The 14,423-nt window shown below is 36.2% G+C and carries 12 protein-coding genes; 2 read left to right on the top strand and 10 right to left on the bottom strand.

Features of this window, described 5'->3' with window-relative positions; all coding sequences use genetic code 11:
- Positions 1-12: 12 nt before the first annotated feature.
- The 5 genes from IGI80_RS08455 to IGI80_RS08435 all read right to left on the bottom strand — a co-directional run bounded on the left by IGI80_RS08455 (position 13) and on the right by IGI80_RS08435 (position 7,372).
- Positions 13-1,836, bottom strand: a complete 1,824-nt coding sequence (locus IGI80_RS08455) for an APC family permease (protein WP_002379167.1) — start codon at positions 1,834-1,836, stop codon at positions 13-15.
- A gap of 297 nt (positions 1,837-2,133) precedes the next feature.
- Positions 2,134-3,303: a cation diffusion facilitator family transporter gene (locus IGI80_RS08450; RefSeq protein WP_002386999.1), complete on the bottom strand. Its 1,170-nt coding sequence runs from the start codon at positions 3,301-3,303 to the stop codon at positions 2,134-2,136.
- Between the two features lie 220 nt (positions 3,304-3,523).
- The gene (locus IGI80_RS08445) at positions 3,524-6,190 is read right to left on the bottom strand and encodes a YhgE/Pip family protein (protein WP_438723227.1); all 2,667 of its coding nucleotides are present in this window, start codon (positions 6,188-6,190) and stop codon (positions 3,524-3,526) included.
- 120 nt (positions 6,191-6,310) lie between these two features.
- Positions 6,311-6,541, bottom strand: coding sequence for a hypothetical protein (locus IGI80_RS08440; RefSeq protein WP_002355737.1), 231 nt, complete (start codon positions 6,539-6,541; stop codon positions 6,311-6,313).
- A gap of 78 nt (positions 6,542-6,619) precedes the next feature.
- Positions 6,620-7,372: a tyrosine-protein phosphatase gene (locus IGI80_RS08435; protein ID WP_438723225.1), complete on the bottom strand. Its 753-nt coding sequence runs from the start codon at positions 7,370-7,372 to the stop codon at positions 6,620-6,622.
- A 173-nt stretch (positions 7,373-7,545) separates the two neighbouring features.
- Here IGI80_RS08435 and IGI80_RS08430 point away from each other — a divergent pair, with 173 nt between their 5' ends.
- Together IGI80_RS08430 and IGI80_RS08425 are read left to right on the top strand one after the other, a co-directional pair.
- Positions 7,546-9,024 carry a helix-turn-helix domain-containing protein gene (locus IGI80_RS08430; protein WP_002364739.1) on the top strand — a complete coding sequence of 493 codons (1,479 nt, stop codon included), beginning with the start codon at positions 7,546-7,548 and terminating at the stop codon, positions 9,022-9,024.
- 91 nt (positions 9,025-9,115) lie between these two features.
- A protein-coding gene (locus tag IGI80_RS08425; protein WP_251846742.1) for an IS3 family transposase occupies positions 9,116-10,509 on the top strand; the annotation gives its coding sequence in 2 pieces (ribosomal slippage) (positions 9,116-9,656 and positions 9,656-10,509; 1,395 coding nt in all).
- A 77-nt stretch (positions 10,510-10,586) separates the two neighbouring features.
- On the opposite strand, the gene lepB is transcribed toward IGI80_RS08425, so the two are convergent.
- The 5 genes from lepB to IGI80_RS08400 all read right to left on the bottom strand — a co-directional run bounded on the left by lepB (position 10,587) and on the right by IGI80_RS08400 (position 14,413).
- On the bottom strand, positions 10,587-11,336 hold the full coding sequence (gene lepB / locus IGI80_RS08420) for a signal peptidase I (RefSeq protein ID WP_002397969.1): 750 nt from the start codon (positions 11,334-11,336) through the stop codon (positions 10,587-10,589).
- A 57-nt stretch (positions 11,337-11,393) separates the two neighbouring features.
- On the bottom strand, positions 11,394-11,720 hold the full coding sequence (locus IGI80_RS08415; protein ID WP_016618064.1) for a hypothetical protein: 327 nt from the start codon (positions 11,718-11,720) through the stop codon (positions 11,394-11,396).
- Positions 11,701-12,996, bottom strand: a complete 1,296-nt coding sequence (locus IGI80_RS08410) for a hypothetical protein (RefSeq protein ID WP_438723224.1) — start codon at positions 12,994-12,996, stop codon at positions 11,701-11,703. The genes IGI80_RS08415 and IGI80_RS08410 overlap by 20 nt, the downstream gene beginning before the upstream one ends.
- Positions 12,997-13,020: 24 nt before the next feature.
- Positions 13,021-13,716 (bottom strand): hypothetical protein, encoded by a 696-nt coding sequence (locus IGI80_RS08405; RefSeq protein ID WP_438723223.1) that lies wholly within the window; start codon positions 13,714-13,716, stop codon positions 13,021-13,023.
- A gap of 319 nt (positions 13,717-14,035) precedes the next feature.
- On the bottom strand, positions 14,036-14,413 hold the full coding sequence (locus IGI80_RS08400; RefSeq protein WP_002355729.1) for a type II toxin-antitoxin system PemK/MazF family toxin: 378 nt from the start codon (positions 14,411-14,413) through the stop codon (positions 14,036-14,038).
- Between the last annotated feature and the right edge of the window lie 10 nt (positions 14,414-14,423).

Below are 14,423 nucleotides of genomic sequence, written 5' to 3'. Positions count from 1 at the left end.
GCAGACTTTTTTTTATTTTTTCAAGTGATAACTATAGGTAGCCACAATAATATTTTCCCGCCACGCTAAACGAATCCGCAAGCGTAAACTTGTTTGGTTATGCAAAATATTTTGCCAACGTTTATTTGGTACAAATTGTGGTACTAAAACTGTTGTACTGTAGTTATGCTTCGTGGCATTTTTACTAACCAAATCAACATAACGTAAGATAGGGTTTTGCAGTGAACGATACGAAGAATGGACAATTGATAGACGAACGTCCGGGAAGTGTTTTTTAAACTCTTCCTGAATTTCTTTTTCCTTCTCAACGTTTTCATCCATTGAGACATGCATGGCAACAACATAATCACCAATGGAACGCGCATAGTTCAAGGCGCCGACATTTGCCTTGGTTACGTTCCCTACTAAAACAATAACTGTATTCCCGTCAAACTCATGCAACTGTGCCCCATCTTCTAAACGTAGCTGTTCCGCCACATTTTTATAGTGAGTATTGACCCGATAAAATGCATAAATCAACACCGGCATAATAATAAAGAACGGCCAGATATCCCCTAATCGATAAATAAACAAAATGGCGATAATCGCGAAAGAGATAAAGGCGCCGACAATATTAGCAATTGATTTTGGCAACCAATTTTTAGTTTCTTTTCGCCATTTTACAACCATCCCCGATTGAGACAAAGCAAACGGAATAAACACACCAATTGAATACAATGGGATTAAACGTTCTGTGGAACCTTGGAAAATCAATAATAAAACAATGGAACCAGCAGCTAAAGTTAAAATACCATTTGAATAGCCCAAACGGTCGCCACGATCCATATACATATGCGGCATAAACTTATCTTTGGCTAAGTTATAAGCCAAAACTGGAAAGGCTGAGAAGCCTGTGTTAGCAGCAACCGCTAAAATTAAGGCTGTAGCAAACTGTAATAAATAATATAAAATATTTTGACCAAAGACCGCTTTCCCAATTTGTGAAAGAACTGTCACTTCTTCTTTGGGCACAATCCCATACCAATAGTTAATAAATGTAATCCCCACGAAGAAGAACCCTAAAATCGTTGCCATTAACGCTAACGTCCCAGCAGCATTTTTTGCTCGTGGTTTCTTAAAGAATGGCACTGCATTACTGATTGCTTCAACCCCTGTTAAGGAAGAAGAACCAGATGAAAACGCCCGTAAAACTAAGGCAATAGAAATTCCTGGAACCACGGCTCCTGGTAAAGCTGTCGCATTCAATGGCTGTGCGCCAGTCACAATTTTAAATAGCCCAACAACAATCAGTAATGTAATAATTGCGATAAAACTATACACTGGCAACATTAAGAACGAAGCAGATTCTCGCAGGCCTCTCAAGTTCATTAAGGTAATCAATATCACAATCCCAATAGAAATTGCTACTTGATGACCATATAACGCCGGAATCGCCGATATAATCGCCTCTGCGCCCGCTGAAACTGAAACGGCTACTGTTAGCATATAATCGACTAACAACGAACCACCAGCCAATAAACCGGCATTTCTGCCGAGGTTTTCACTACTAACAACGTATGCGCCGCCGCCATGCGGATACGCATGAATAATTTGTCGGTACGACAATGTTAAAGAAATAAGTAAAATAATAACAAATGCAGCAATTGGTAATGAATACCAAATCGCAGCCGCCGACAAAGTAACCAGAACCACCACTATTTGTTCTGTACCATACGCAATGGATGAAAGTGCATCAGAAGATAACAACGCAAGCGCTGCAAATCTGCTTAATTTATGTTCATCATTTTCGGCTGATTTCAATGGTTTCCCAATGAACAGTCGTTTTAAATCCGCCATTTTTTTCTACTCCTTTTCTCTAGAGTGACCCGCTCACTTTTTTCATTATTTTTTATCAAACAAATCCATATGCTACGCTTCTCACAATGAAAAGTCAATTGATTTTTGTTACTGAAAAAGATAAAAAAATCACCATCTTTTTTTAATCAGACACTCATTTAAAGTCCCCCGCTTCCTTTATCTTATCAAGAGAATCCAGATAACAAAAGGATTTGCATTCTCTAAACAAAAAAGCGAGAGCTAAAAGTCTATTTGACCTTTTGGCTCTCGCTTAAAAACTTAGTTAATTATTCCCTTTTATTGTAACAAGTACGTATGATCGAAGGTAATTTCCACTTTATAACGACCAATTTTTTCATAAACTTGCCGTTGAATTTCCACACCCAGTTCAAATTCAGATAATTTTGATTCTGTAGGTAAAACCAAGTCGAACAAAATCTTCGGTTCTTCGCCATGGGTAACTAAGCGGATATCATGGACTTTTAAAGACGCATCAAAAGAACGAATAATCTTTTTGATTGTTTGATGAACAAATTGTTGTGTTGGGTCATACAAATTCACTGGATCAATATGACAAACAAGATTAACATCCAACTCTTCTTTAAACTTCGCTTCAATCGCATCGATTGTCTGATGGGCTTTATTTAAATCCCAGCGATCATCAATTTCAATGTGAACAGACGCAAACGTTTGGCTGGGACCATAATTATGAATCAGTAAATCGTGATACCCTACAATTGTTTCCATTTTTGATAAGACATTCTTCATTTCATCAATTTCTGTTTGGCTCGGACGCATGCCCATCAACTCATTAATAAATTCGCGAATTAACTGCAGCCCACTATAAATAATATATGCAGCAATTAAAAAACCAATATATCCATCAATTCGCAAACCAGTGACGCCTTCAATAAATGCAGAAATCAAAACAGCTAATGTAGTATAAACATCATTAAAGCTATCCTTAGCAGAAGCAACTAATGCTTGAGAATCAATTTTTGCTGATACTTTTTTGTAAAACAGCCCTTGCCAAATTTTAATCCCAATTGATAAAGCTAAAACAGCAAATAAAATGGGTGTCACCTTGATTGATTCTGGATGCAGGATGCGATCCACGGAGGTCGTTAGAAACTCAAACCCAATAAACGTAATCACTAATGATACAAGCATTCCACTAATATATTCAAAACGTTCATGGCCATAGGGATGTTCTTTATCCGCTGGCTTACCAGCAATATAAAAACCGACTAATGTTAAAACTGAAGAAATAGTATCGGACAAGCTATTAATGGCATCTGCCATGATTGAAACACTACCTGAAAGCAAGCCAATCATAAATTTACTAACGAATAAAAATAAATTAGAAACAAGCCCAATCCGCCCGGCAAAAGCACCGAATGCTGTTCGTTTTTCCAATTTACGACGTTCAATTTTTTTCTCATATCGTTGAAGCAATGCTTGAATCATTTTACAACCCCTACCCACTTTTTATTTCTTAAAAAAATACTATAAAACCTTTTTATACATTTGTACACAAAAAACCTCACTTTCTGAGGGAGATTTTATTATTTAGCATTGCCAAAAAGTCAAAAGCAAGAGCCCCCAAAACTTCTTTGTTAGGGTTGCCTTGAAAATAAAGAAAAACAAAAAGCCGAAAACGCTAGAGACGTTTTCAGCTTTTTGTTTTTTAATGGAATAAATGGCTCTTTTGTGCTAAAGCCGCAAATTTTTTCGATCTGTGTTCCAGATGTGGATAAAGAATTGCACCGCCAATACTAAATACGACTGAAATCCCCACCATAATCCAAATTGCAAACCAAGCATTTGGCCAGTAAATGCCTCCTGCTGATTCCCTTAGCAAGTTTACGGCATGCGTAAACGGCAAGAACGGATTAATCATTTGGAAGAATTTACCTGAGACTTGAATTGGGTAGTTCCCACCCCCACCAGAGATGGATAGTACCAAGATTATTATCGCAATTCCTTTCCCTACATTGCCAAAGAGAGCAACGAGCACATAAACCATTATCATAAACGTAATGGCAATCAATACCGCAAACCAGACGCTATACGCTGGATTACGAACATCTACGCCTAACGCAAAGTAATTACCTAAGGTTACAATCAGTGCTTGACCAATCCCCATGACAATGAAGGTAAACATCCGTGCTGAAAATTGTTCCCGTTTAGAAAAGCGTTTTTTATCTTTTCCTTCAAGATAAACATCCGTTGTCGCAACACTTGAGAATAATACAGCACCAACCCATAAACACAAAGCTGTATAGAATGGCGTACTTGCCGAACCATTATTAGCAATCGGATAAACAGCATGTTCTTTGACTTCAACTGGTTGTGTAAAGAAGTCACTTTCTTTATTGGCATCTAATTTTAGTAATTTAAGAATTTCGCCTAAGTCAACTTCTTTTTCACCTTTACGGATTGCATTCGCTGCTTTGTGTAATCCTGTTTTGATATTTGGCCAATCATTAATAATCAGCTCGTTGGCTTTGTCTAAGGCCGCTTCAACATCTGGCATTTTCTCATTGACTGTTTTCAAGGTATTCGTTAAATCTTTTCGGATACCTGGATAGTCATTTTGCATAAAGGCTGCCGCTTTGCTGACTTTGTCTTGAATGACTGGTAAATCGTTTTTATACAAATCAGCACCACGATTAATGCCATTGACAATGGTTTCCATATTGCCATTCAACATCGTATTCGCATCATGAATTTCTTGTTTAATTGCCGGCATTTCGGCTTGATATTTTTCTAATAAAGAAATCGCATTAGTGACCGTTTGACTTGTTGAGCTCAATAATCCTTCAAAGTCAATTTGTTGCGCTTTGTTTAGTTGGCCTTGAGCATTTTGGATGGTACTAGTTAGTTTGTTTAAGATGGTTGAAACGGTATTACTAATTTCATCTGGATAAATCTTTGCTGCAGTATCCTGTACTTGTTTCGCTTGATCTTGAATTATTGTTAAGTCATCATTTGTTACTGAGTTGACGTCAATACCATCAACTACCGTTTTCAAGTCTGAAATAAATTGATTTACCTCATTCAATTTATCAATTGAATCTTGCAATGCAGTACTTCCAGTTGCTTCTTGTAGTTGCGTAAACAATTGAATTAATTGCAGAATATTCTCATGCTGTCTCGCTAAATTTTCAGATATTTGTTGTTTAATTTGCTCTCTTTCTTCCACTGGCAAACGTTTATCCTTCAGTTGCTCTAATCCGATATTTATACCAGAACTAATTGTTTCAATTGCCTTGACAATCGTCCCTACACTCCGCGTAATGTCAGGTAAAGCCTCTTGCAATTTATTGGCGCCATCTAATGTGACATTCCCTAAATCATTGGCTTGATCACCTAGTTTACGAATATCTGGTAACGCCGTTTGGACTTGTTGAATGATTTCTAATCCTTGTTTTGCTTCTTGGATTCCTTCGCTCATTGTTTGTTCCACAGAAGCAAAGTCTTCATCAATCATAGCAATTTGTCGGCCAGCGTTTTGAATTTCTGGAATTTTTTCTTGTAACGTCAAAATAACACTAGCTTGTTCTTTGATGCTTGGCATTTTGCCATTTAGCTCAACAATCTTCTCTCCTAAAGCATCAACTTCAGGTAAATATTTCATCGCATCGTTGGCTTTCGCTAATTTTTCTTTTAGCTCTGGCATCTTACCATGTAAGTCTGTGACTTGTTTTGCATACGTATCAATGGTTCCAATGTTGGCATCTGTATCTAAAATCATGCTCTTAACTTTTTGAATGCTGACCATGTTTTTATCAATATCATAGCCAATATCATTGAATGTTTTGATTAACGTACTACTTGCCGTTTTGATGAATTCTTCCGAAATTTGTGACTGAATGGAAGAAGCGCCTTTTGACGTAATTTTCGGCGCAATTGCATTAATTTTTTCGTTAATTGAGTATTCAATTTTAGGTTTATTGATATCACCAGAAGTAAAACTTAGCAAATCTTTGGAAAAATCTTTAGGTAAATAAATCCCGGCAAAATATTTTCCTGATTGGACCCCTTTGTCTAATTCCTTTTTCGAATCAACAAAACGCCAACCTAATTGCTTGTTTTTCTTCAAGTTTTTCAAGACTTCATCACCAATATTGACCGATTTATCTTGAAAAGTTGCTGTTTGGTCATCACTATAGACCGCTATTGGTAACTCTCCTGTATTTGAATACGGATCCCATAGTGCTTTAATGTTAAACCATGCATATAATGATGGAATAATCATTAAGGCAACAATCAAAAATGTTGCTACTGGGTTTTTAAAAATTCTTTTCCAATCTAAAATAAATAGTTCCCATGTATTTTTTATATGTTTCATAAAATCACCTGCTTTTTTTTGTGCCTGAATAACTTTAGCATAAAATACAAGAGAATAACAAACAAAAGCTTGAATGTTACGACACATTTTTAAAATGTCGTAAGTTCAAGCTAAGATTGTTTATTTCATATTTTTAGAAAATTCCGAAACGACTTGTTTAACTTCATCAATGGCTTCTGGTTTTAAATAAGCCAAAAGTTTTGGTGCTTTTGTCATCAAGTACATTTTATCTAATTTGCCTGTTTGTTGGCGTTCAAACATTTCTGCAAGTAGCGCTTGCATTTTTTCTTTTTTATCTTCTTTTGTTCGATCTAGTATGAACGTTAAGAATTGTTCTTGTCCTTCTTTCATTCCCTATCCCTCCTTACAAACAGATTCTTTTCTATTATAAAACTTCTTTTTTAGAAAGGATAGTCCTTTTTTTAGGATCTATGATTTTGTGTAGAGCTTTAGCATGTCTTTTTTGGCGGATAAAGGTAAGCCGAGTCCCTCTTTTAAATAGCCCTCTACCGAACCAAATTCTTTTTCAATCGCCTGTAAAGCGGTCGCTAAGTACTCTTTTTTCACATAAAGCAGCGTTTCTAATTGTTGAATTTCTGCTGGAGGCGTTCCATTTGCTTGATATTGCGCAATAATTTGCTCGTTAGCGGTTTTTCTTTGCTCGTTCGTCTTTAAATAATCTTCTAAAATATAAGAATGTTCCACACCTAAAGAACTTAATATCAAGGCTGCGCCGATTCCTGTTCGATCTTTTCCTGCGAAACAATGAAATAAAATAGCTTCCTGTGGATAACTTAAAAAGTTTTCAAAAAATGTTTGGTAACCTTTGCGCCCCGAATTGGAAAGAACCATTTCTTTATAAGCCATGTCCATTGCTTCATCGGGTGAACCAACCGTTTTAAGCATTCCTTCTAATGAAGCAGTCTGCGCCTGAATATCGGCCAAAATATCTATATGTAGATAGTTGGTTCCTTGAATTGAATCATCTGGTCGTTCTTGCGTTTCCGCTGCACTTCTAAAATCATAGATTCGTTTAATTTGATAGTCCTCTACCAGTTTCTGTTGATCCGCTTGTGCAACATTGACGAGTTCACCACTCCGAAAAAAATGCCCTGTCTTGACAACTGTGCCTTGTTGCGTTGGAAATCCTCCAATATCTCTAAAGTTCACCACGCTGTTCATGTTCTATCGCTCCTTCATTTTAATTATTTTGTTATCATTTAAATACTTTGTTTTTTCTTTTTATTTCTTTTTCTCAACGATAATAAAAAACACCTCAAAAAACAATCTTTTTATCAGTTGTTTATTGCCATTTTATCATAGATACAGTATTCTTAAAAGAGAGGTGAGTAACGATGCTAAAACGAGATTTTTTAGAAAAGCCTTATGATTATATGAATGATATTTTATTGTTCCTATATAATAATAAAGGTCAAGCGACACGAAATGAATTAGTAGATTTTTTCAATATTAGTTTACCAACATTGAATGAGTATCTTTCTTTTTTAGAGCAATTTTTGAAAGAAGAGCAACTTCAAGAAAACCTCACCTTAACAGTATTAGGTGACACTCTATATCTAAATAAAGCGCCTACCTTTTCCATGAAAGCAATGATCATGTTGTTCTTAGATAAATCTATTAAGTTTCACATGGTCCAGCAACTCTTCCATAAAAATGAAATAAATGGCGGGTATTTCCAACAGAATTATGCCATTAGCTCTGCTACCTATTATCGAAAAATTGTTGAATTAAATGACTTACTCAATGAGTTTAATTTACGTATCAAACGAGGAAAACTTGTCGGCGAAGAAAAACAAATTCGCTTTTTCTTTTTTAATTTTTTCTGGTTTATCTTTGAAGAAAAAACAGATTTAGAAAAAGAACTGGCCAATCAATACCTAGGATTAATCGAGATACTACAAGAAATCCCCAGAATTACCTTTGACCATACAGAAATTCTCCAAATTAAACTTTGGATGAAAATTTCTTTTCGTCGCATGGTTTTAGAACCCCTGCCAACGATTAGTCCACATGATGTCCAACTCGATCGACCTTTATTTGAAGAAATTAATTTATCTATACATACATATATGAAAAGAATCGACCGTCCATATACAATCAACGAAGCCTATATGTTTTATGACTTTTTTTGTTCCATGCATAATTATTCTGCGAATGCTGCTTTCGCCTTTCGTTTAGCAAAACAACAACGAATTGAAAAAACGTATCTTAACGAAATGAACCGGGTCATTTTAACGTACCTTAAAGCACGTGGTTATTTATCCCATTACGTGCTGCCTATTCGGCTACTTTATATTGAAAATTTACTTTTCCAATTACATGCGCAACTCTATTATTTTTCAGGATTTATTTTACCCTTTGATTATTGGACAATTCAGTCACTTTTGAAAGTCGTACGTCATCCTTTTAGCGAAAGTGAAGTTTACGAATTAGTGGAGATCGCTACAACGAACTTTGCCACAAAAGCCACTGCTTCTAAGTACCAAAATCAATTTACTGAAATTAATTATACACTTATTTTGAATCACATTGCTGAATTAAATGAAAAAAAAATAACGATTGGTGTTTATCACTCACTGAGCAGTGCTTATAGCGAGTTGGTAGCACAAAAAATACAACAGAGTATCGCTGGAAAATATCCGCTGAAAATTGAGCCTTACAACGCAGAAAACCATTATGATTTGCTTTTAATGAATACCAATAATGAACAGCTCGTTGCCCAGTATGACCATTACTATATTTTTTCGGATATTAGTAATCGTTACGACCTACAATCAATTGAAAAAATCATTCAATTGTTATTGGGCAAATAATCTCTAATAAAAAAGCTTAAGTGCCCTACTCTCAGATGTAGTGCGCCCCCAAAGTTAGACCAAAAAATCTAACTTTGGAGGCGTATTTAAATTGGCAAAATACGATTATGCATTCAAGAAAAAAGTAGTAGAAGCTTACCAAAATGGCGCAGGAGGTTATCGAATACTAGCGAATCAATTTGATATTGCTTCACTTTCGACTGTTCGTAAATGGGTTAAAACAGTCGAGAAATTTGGATTTAACGCACTTCATCGAAGAGTAAATTACCAACATTACTCTTCCAAATTCAAGCGGGATGTCATACACTATTATTTAACGAGTGGTGACTCTTATCTGACTGTCGCATTGAAATATGGTCTGCCAAACGATACCTTAGTCTTGGCTTGGCACCAGAAATTTCTAGAAACAGGCATAGAAGGGCTTTCACCAAAACAGAAAGGAAGACCTTCTATGTCAAAGAAAAAGAAACCCGTTCAGGTGAAAAAAACACGAACACGTGAACAAGAATTAGAACATGAAAATGAACTATTGCGAGCGGAACTAGCCTTCATAAAAAAGCTCCGCGCTTTAGGAATGAATATCCCGGAACGACTCAAGAACGAGATGCCCGAATCATCCACGAACTCCGAAAAAAATTCCGATTAACAATCTTACTGGAAGCAACCAAATTTCCTAAAGCGACGTATATGTATTGGCAAAAGCGATTTGAGCGAAAAAATCCCAATCAAAAATTAGAAGCCCTGATTAAGAAAATTTTTGACGAAAACAAAGGAAACTATGGCTATCGCCGTATTCAATTAGCTTTAAAAGAACAAGGATTGAACGTAAACCAGAAAAAAATTCGTCGTCTTATGCGTAAACTTGGCCTAAAAGGGACAAAATTTATTCGTAAATCAAGAAAATATAATTCCTACAAAGGAACCGTTGGCTATGGCGAAAAAAACCGTCTACATCGTCGTTTCTACACTTCAGTACCCCATCAAAAGCTAACAACAGATACCTCTGAATTTAAGTATTATGAACGTGATCAAAGTGGAAAGATTCAAATAAAAAAACTCTATTTAGATCCTTTTCTTGATTTATTTAATGGTGAAATCTTGTCTTACCGTATTTCTAAACAGCCGAATGCCAAAGCAATTCTTGAGGCACAAAAAGAAGCCATTGATAAAACGCAAGATTGTCCATATCGGCGCACTTTTCATTCTGACCAAGGTTGGGGGTACCAAATGAAGCAGTACAAAAAGCAATTAACCAGTCACCAGATCTTTCAAAGTATGTCTCGAAAAGGCAATTGTTTTGATAATTCTCCTATGGAGAATTTCTTTGGTTTACTAAAACAAGAAACCTACCATGGCATTATTTATTCTAGTTTCGAAGAACTAGAACAAGCAATTGAGGAATGGATTGATTATTATAATCATCAACGAATAAAGACAAAACTAGGGTGCAGTCCCGTTCAATTCCGTAAACGGTTCGTCGCATAAAAATACCGACCAGATTTCTCCAGTCGGTATTCGGTCTAACTTTCGGGTCTCACTACAAGATGACTGACTTAAGCTTTTTATTTTACTTTCCCTATTTCCTTAAACGGCGCCATTTTAAACACCACGATTCCTTCAATCGCTTGTATCTCGACAAAGCCGAACGTACGACTATCACTTGAATGCGTACGATTGTCCCCTAAGACAAAGTAATGACCAGCTGGAATCTTCTGAAACAGGCGAAGTTGGGCTGCCGCTTTTTCTGATAAGTCAAAACGACTGGCATTCTCAGGCAGTGCCTCATTATCGCTTGCTATAGGTTCTTCTGAAAGATAAAGTTTTCCCTCGTTTACCCAAATTCGATCACCAGGAACCCCGATGATTCGCTTGACGTACGTACCTTTGCTAGCTAGCGGTGCTTTAAATGCAATCACATCGTACCTTGCTACTTGCTTCGTCCGTTGTACTAAGACTCGTTCCCCTGCGTTAAGTGTCGGCTTCATGGATTGCCCAGCAATTGGGTAGCTAGATGTCTTTAACACAAAAAAGAACACAAAAATGGCGAAAAGAATAGCTGGCATAAAAAATTTAACGACTTGGACGCGTTGTTTCTTTTGGTAGGCTTGCCGCTTTTTTTTAATCTCTTCAGCGGTCATTTTTCTTTTCGGTCCTCTTATTGATTGATGGTTATCTGTTTGCTCAAGCAAATATTCCATTGCTGTGTTAGCCTTTTGCTTTTTTAGCTGATATGTCGCAGGCAACTTTTGCTTCAAGAAGGCGCGCTTAATGTGGCGAATTGTTCGCATAACGGGCTTTATCCATTCTTCCATCGTTTTCTTAAAAGGAAAAGCTTCTTAAATAAACTTTTCCTTTCTTGCTCCTTTTTTCTATTTAACTAATTGCGTTCCTTTTTTTATATAACTACTACGTAACTGGTTTTCCTTCATAAACTGATTCAATGGTTTCTGCGCATCTTGTGCCAGCTCCCAAATACTTTGATTTGCTTCTACAAGATATTCGCTCTTCTCTGTTACGATGTTTTTCCTGATAAGCGGTTGCCTTAGCGACTGCTCTTCCTTTGAGACAGCAGCAGCCTGTAATCGTTCTGCAGAGCCACTTAGTGTAACAGCTAAAAAAAGGACCCCAAGACAATGTAGTTTCCTTGCTCCCGTTAACTTTTTACTGACCATTTTATTAATAGTTATCTTGTTCAAGACGTGTCAGTTTAGTTAAGCGTTCCTCTAATTCGCGATAAATCTCAAGTACTTCTACTTTTGATGCTTCGACTTCATTCGAAATACTTTTCGCTCGGTTACCAATATTTAACATTTCTAATTCTGCGGAATTGATTAGGTGTTTTGCTTCTACTTTCGCTTCATTAACAATCCGATTGGCTTCTTTTTTGGCAGAAACCATCACTTCGCCAATTTCTTGTTGCGATTTTAAAGCCTCTTCTTGTAATTGCTGATTTTTCATTAATAAATCGTTAATTTGCTGTTTTGCGCGTAGCAGTTCTGTTAACTGCTCACTACTCGGTTCAATATTTTTTGAAACGGCTTGTAGTGTCTTCAATTCTTTTTGAACTTGTTCTAAATTGTCTTCTTTGGCCTCTACTTCTTTTCTTAGAGCAGCTAATTCTCCTTCGTAAACTTGCTTTTCAGCAAGATGTTTGTCATTGACACCTTGTAGTCGACCTAGTTTTACTTCTGCTTCATTTTTTTGCTGTAAACTATTTTGAAGCTCATTCTTTAACTCCTCCATGCGCTGTTTCACAATCACTTCTTGTTGGACAGCCTCTAGTAAGGCTTGTTTTTCGGCTTCTACTTTTTGTAATTGTACAGTTAGTTTTTCAATTTGTTCCTGCAATGCTTGTTGAGTCGTTGTGCTTTCTTCTAATTCTGTCGTTAACGTTTCTACTTGCTTTTCCATTCCTGTAATATCTCCTTTTTTCTCCAACTTTCCTTTTTCTTCTGCTAACTGGTTGTGTAATGTCTGGATATGTTGTTGCTGTTCAGCCGATTCTTTTTCTAATTCTGCCACTTGCTGCGTTAATTCACTTTCTAAACGTTCCATTTGATTATGTACAGTGGTTAATTGTTTTTCTGCATTTTGCAGATTTGTTTGAAGAGTAGTAGCCTCTGTCGTGGTTTCACTGTTTGTTTCCAGTTGCTCTTCCAATTCAAAAATTTCATGTTCTTTTTGATTTAGTGTTTCAAGTAATGCCTGATTTTTTTCTTCTAACGCTTGTTTTTCCGTTTCTTGTTGGTTCTTTAATTGCTCATTTTCTTCTTGAAGTTTTTTAAAGGCTGTTTCTTTTTTCTGATAGTAGGCGAGCCTTTCTCTTAACGTCGCCATTTCTTTTTCCTGTTGTTCTGGTTTGATTCCGCTAATTGTTTTTTCTGGTTCGAATCCTGGCTGAAAAAAGACTTCTTTTTCAAGCGTATCATCCGAAATATCTTTAATTTTTTTGATTAAACGTCTTTTTGTCATATATATGTCCTTTCTCTCATCCTTTTAACTAATCACGACAGGCTCCAAATTTGTTTCAAGCGTCTCACGAGCATACGTATCAATGGATTTGACAAGGGTTTGCTCTTGATCTCGATAAGTAAAATTAAAATCAATCATGGTAATTTCTTTAACTGAATTCAACGCTGCAATAAGTGCTACAATATTGTCTTGGCCTGTTTGAAATTCATGGTAACTTAAGCCAACTGAAAAAACAGACAGTGTCAAGGTTTGTGTTTTTTCACTTCTAATCATTGTGATACTCGTCTCTCCGAGGTAAGGACGCCATTCACGCGCTAATTGTAATTCATAATTAGTCAAGACAGCGGCCGATTCTGCCGAAACAGCTTGCTTCCAGGGAAACTGATTTAAGGCTGTTTTTTTAATCGCTTGTTTTTTTATTTTGTCACCTTGAGTAGCTTGGCCTTGTGCCAAACGCTCGATCCGTTGTTCAATGCGGATATTTCGTTGATTTAATTGATAATATGTATAAACAATTCCTAACAATAATACGCTAAGTAGACAAATACTAAACAATAAATAAATCATTAAACGACTATTTTTCTGATACTTATAGAAATTTATTTTCCTCTTTAATGTCCGGTCCTCTGAATCCAGTTTTTCGACAAGTAATCGCAAATACAATTGATAGCTTACAAATAAAAATAAGCAACTATTCATTAAAAGTACAACAATCATCATACAAATATAATCTCCTTTATGTCATCGCTCGACAATCAAAACTTGTAAAATCACCTGTTACGCTCTTTAAAAACTCTATATAGTATTGATTGTAACATTCCGTTTGAGCCTTGCCAACAACTTTATTTAAAATAAGATGATAAAATTTTATATTTTATATTTATATTTTAATTTTTAAAATATAAAACAAAAAAAAGAGAGATGCCACTTGGCCATCTCTCTCGCTTTTACTCAAACTATGTTTAGCGAACCGAACTAGATCAGTCGCTTTTTAAAAAATCCAATTAGTCTTTGTTGATTTCATAGTAGCTATCGTTCTTTATGTAGCTGAATTTGCTTTTGCTGGGGCTGAATCGCTACTAAGTCCAACACTGATGCCTAAGGCACGATCAACTTCTTCCATAATATCAAGTCTCAAATGACAAACTTTTTCTTTCAAGCGGCCCTTATCGATTGTTCGAATCTGCTCTAAAAGAATCACTGAATCTTTTTCAATGCCTGTTTCATCAGAATTAATCCCGATATGTGTTGGCAATTTTGGCTTTGCCATTTTGGCTGTGATCGCCGCAACGATAATCGTTGGGCTAAAATGATTACCTAAGTTATTTTGGACAACAAGGACAGGTCTGACGCCACCTTGTTCCGAGCCCACTACTGGGGAAAGGTCTGCAAAATAAATATCTCCGCGTTTGACCATAGTGGAACCT

It is taken from the genome of Enterococcus sp. DIV1420a (assembly GCF_051712165.1).
Lineage (GTDB): Bacteria > Bacillota > Bacilli > Lactobacillales > Enterococcaceae > Enterococcus > Enterococcus faecalis.
The sequence above is the reverse complement of the archived record's forward strand: the minus strand, read 5'-3'. Positions and strand labels throughout refer to the sequence as shown.